At 68.1% G+C, this 3778-nt stretch carries 4 protein-coding genes; all 4 read left to right on the top strand.

Annotation, left to right across the window (positions count from 1 at the left end; all coding sequences use genetic code 11):
• The first annotated feature begins 159 nt into the window (after positions 1–159).
• On the top strand, positions 160–1077 hold the full coding sequence (locus ACR9ZK_RS20985; RefSeq protein ID WP_481343904.1) for an amino acid ABC transporter permease: 918 nt from the start codon (positions 160–162) through the stop codon (positions 1075–1077).
• Positions 1074–1838 carry an amino acid ABC transporter ATP-binding protein gene (locus tag ACR9ZK_RS20980; RefSeq protein WP_481343903.1) on the top strand — a complete coding sequence of 255 codons (765 nt, stop codon included), beginning with the start codon at positions 1074–1076 and terminating at the stop codon, positions 1836–1838. The genes ACR9ZK_RS20985 and ACR9ZK_RS20980 overlap by 4 nt, the downstream gene beginning before the upstream one ends.
• Positions 1839–1947: 109 nt before the next feature.
• A complete protein-coding gene (locus ACR9ZK_RS20975) occupies positions 1948–3390 on the top strand; it encodes an NAD(P)/FAD-dependent oxidoreductase (protein WP_481343902.1) in 1443 nt (480 codons plus the stop codon).
• 46 nt (positions 3391–3436) lie between these two features.
• Positions 3437–3778 (top strand): cupin domain-containing protein (locus ACR9ZK_RS20970; RefSeq protein WP_481343901.1); only part of this gene is annotated, 342 nt, incomplete at its 3' end.

Here is a 3778-nt window from a genome sequence, read left to right as displayed (position 1 = left end):
CCCCCCCCCCCCCCCCCCCCCCCCCCCCCCCCCCCCCCCCCCCCCCACCCACCCCCCCCCCCCCAAATGTAGCTCCGTCTCGTGGGCTCGGAGATGTGTATAAGAGACAGGTGGCAACCTCCGTCGCCACCGCCCAGCCACCCGGAAAGGAACTGAACCATGGCGGAACTCCCTCCCGAGGACAAGCCCCGCGTTCGGCTCAAGCGCCCGGTCGACTACGTCCTCTGGGTGCTCGCAGCCGGAACGATCGCGGCTCTGGTCTACACGCTCGTCGCGAACGAGAACTACCGCTGGCCGGTCGTCCTGAAGTACTTCACGGCCGAGTCCATCATCCACGGCATCTGGATCACGTTGCTGCTGACCATGGTGAGCATGGTGCTGGGAATCGTCCTGGGACTGGTTCTCGCCCTGATGCGCTCGTCGTCCCAGCTACCGGTCTCCGGTCTGGCGCGGCTCTACATCACGTTCTTCCGCGGGACGCCGGTGCTGGTGCAGCTCGTCTTCTGGTTCAACATCGCAGCGCTGTATCCGCGTCTGTCGATCGGGGTCCCGTTCACGGACATCTCGATGCCGGTCGACGTCAACGAGCTGCTCAGCCCCCTGACGGCAGCCCTCATCGGACTGACGCTGAACCAGGCCGCCTACATGGCGGAGATCATCCGGGGCGGTTTCGCCTCGGTGGGACGTGGCCAGCTCGAGGCGGCCGAGTCTCTCGGCATGCACGGGTTCGACAAGCTCAGGACGGTGATCCTCCCGCAGACGCTGCCGTCCATCATCCCTCCCATCGGCAACCAGTTCATCGGGATGCTCAAGGAGACGTCCCTGGTGAGCGTCCTTGGGGTGGCCGACCTGCTGCAGAGCGCCCAGGCGATCTATGCCCGGACCTACGAGACGATCCCGCTGCTCATCGTCGCCAGCATCTGGTACCTGATCATGACCCTGGCCCTGAGCGTGCCGCAGTCGATGATCGAGCGCCGGTTCTCCCGACCCTCCCGCACGGTGAAGTCGAGTCGCACCGTCAGTGGGAGTGGCGGTCCGCGGACCGTCGAACTCGTCCAGAAGGAGTCGTTGCTGTGAGTGAAGGAACCATCCTCGCCCGAAAGCTGCACAAGAGCTTCGGCGACAATCCCGTCCTCCGCAGCATCGACTTCGAGGTCGCGGCGGGTGAGATCTCCTGCATCATCGGACCCAGCGGGTCGGGCAAGTCCACGCTGCTGCGCTGTCTCAACGGCCTGGAGACCGTCGACCGAGGCGTCCTGAAGGTGAACGGCGAGGACCTCGGCTACGTCGAGCACCCCCACGCCTTCCACGCCGTGGGGCCCCGCCGGCTGGCGAAGCAACGCACCCGGGTCGGCATGGTCTTCCAGCAGTTCAACCTGTTCCCCAACATGACGGCGCTCGACAACGTCATGTCCGGACCGGTGGTCGTCAAGAAGGTCTCACGCGACGTCGCCCGGGAGCAGGCGCGCACCTTGTTGGCGAGGGTCGGCCTGAGCCAGTGCGAGAAGCAGTACCCGGCGCAGATGTCGGGTGGACAGCAGCAGCGTGTCGCGATCGCCAGGGCCCTGGCCATGCAGCCCAGCATCCTGCTCTTCGACGAGCCGACGAGCGCCCTGGACCCGGAGAAGGTCGGCGAGGTGCTCGACGTCATGAGGGACGTCGCCAGTGCGGGGATGACCATGGTCGTCGTGACTCACGAGATGGGCTTCGCCCGGGAGGTGGCCCAGAACCTGGTCTTCATGGACGGCGGCGTCATCGTCGAGCGTGGCGATGCCAGAGAGGTTCTCAGCAATCCGCAGGAACGCCGCACCCAGGAGTTTCTCGAATGCGTCATCTGACACGTCGAGGACGGGACGCCGGGCCCATCAGCTCCCGCGGTCGTGGCCGGGCCGCCACCATCCCGCGCCCACCGTCCAGCATCATTCACGATTCGGAGAGACGATCGTCATGAACTTCACGACATACCCCATGAACGGGCCGGATGCGGTGGCAGCACTCCCACCGGCACACGACAACCCGTGGTCGCGGAGCCTGTGGCTCGAAGGCGTCGTCGGGGACCTGATGCCGAGGGAGCATCTGTCCGGTGACCACGCGTGCGACGTCGCGATCGTCGGCGCCGGCTTCGGCGGGCTGTGGACGGCCTACTACCTCAAGGCGGCCGACCCCTCCCTGCGGGTCACGGTCGTCGAGGCCGAGATCGCGGGGTTCGGCGCTGCCGGTCGCAACGGCGGCTTCGTGTCCGCCGGGATCGCCGGCAGCGGCGCACGCTACGCCCGCACCGGCGGCTGGGACAGCGTCCTGCGGGCCGAGCGCGAGGTCCAGCGCGGGGTCGACGAGATCGGCCGCGTCGTGGCGGCCGAAGGCATCGACTGCGGCTACACGAAGTCGGGTGCGCTCACGCTGGCGACCACGGAGCCGCAAGTACAGCGTCTCCACCAAAGGGTCGATGCCAAGCACCGTTTCGGGCTGGGTCCCGAGGACATCAGGCTGCTCACGGTCGAGGAGTGCGCCGACCTCGTCCGGGGCGCTGAGGGCGTTCTCGCGGGAACCTTCACGCCGCACTGCGCTCGAGTCGACCCCGCCCGGCTGGCCCGCGGACTGGCCGCTGCCTGCGAGCGCCTCGGGGTGACGATCTACGAGCAGAGTCGGGCAGAGCGCTTGGGCCCCAAGGTGGTCCAGTGCCGGAACGGACGAGTGCTGGCCGATGTCGTGGTTCGGGCCACGGAGTCCTACACGATCCGCGAGCGCGGACAGCGACGCGGCTTCCTGCCCCTCTACTCCCTGATGATCGCCACCGAACCGCTCCCGCAGGAGACGTGGGACGAGCTCGGCTGGCGGGACGGCATGGGTATCGGCGACGTGAGGCACCTCTACTACTACGCCCAGCGCACGGTCGACGGTCGGATCGCCCTGGGCGGCCGAGGGGCGCCGTACCGGCTGACCAACCCCATCTCCCCCGAGAACGAGCGCGACGCCGGGGTCTTCCAGAGGCTCACCGAGACCCTGCGCGAGGCGTTCCCGGCAACGGCGCAGGCTCGCATCACCCACCACTGGGGCGGGCCCCTGGCGGTCCCGCGCGACTGGTGCATGCGAACGACGTTCGACCGCACCACGGGAATGGGATTCGTCGGTGCGTTCGGCGGTCACGGCGTCACGGCCGCCAACATCTCCGGCCGCACCATGCGCGACCTGATCCTGGGCCACAACACCGACCTGACCTCGCTGCCCTGGGTCGGGCACCACACCCGCAACTGGGAACCCGAGCCGCTGCGGTTCGTCGCCTCGAGGGCCATCACCAGGACGCTCGCGTCGTCCGACGCCTACGAGGAGCGGACCGGCAAGCCGGCGAAGCGGGCATGGCTGGTCAAGCCGTTCCTGCCACCGAGCTGACTGACGCCCAGCCGACCTTCCCAAGACACACCAAAGGAGAACCTCAATGCTGCCGTACCTGCACGTACCCGCCGCCACGATCCTCGGCGAGCTCGAGCCCAACGGTCACCGCCCCGGCTACGACTCCGGTGACCCCCAGACGTTCAAGCTGTCGTTCGACACCGATCCCGTCGCCAAGACCGGCGTCTGGGAGTGCCAGCCCGGAGGCTGGGAGGTGACGCCTCGCGTGGACACCGAGGTGTGCTACATCCTGAGCGGCCGCGCGACCATCACCGACCACGCGACCGGCAACCGCTTCGAGATCACCGGCGGCGACGTGATCGTTCAGCCCAAGCACTGGACGGGCCGCTGGGACGTGACCGAGACCATTCGGAAGTTCGCCCGCCAC

This window comes from Monashia sp. HAY1-5C (assembly GCF_056755255.1).
Note: the sequence above shows the minus strand (reverse complement) of the source record. Positions and strands in the feature narration are given on the sequence as shown.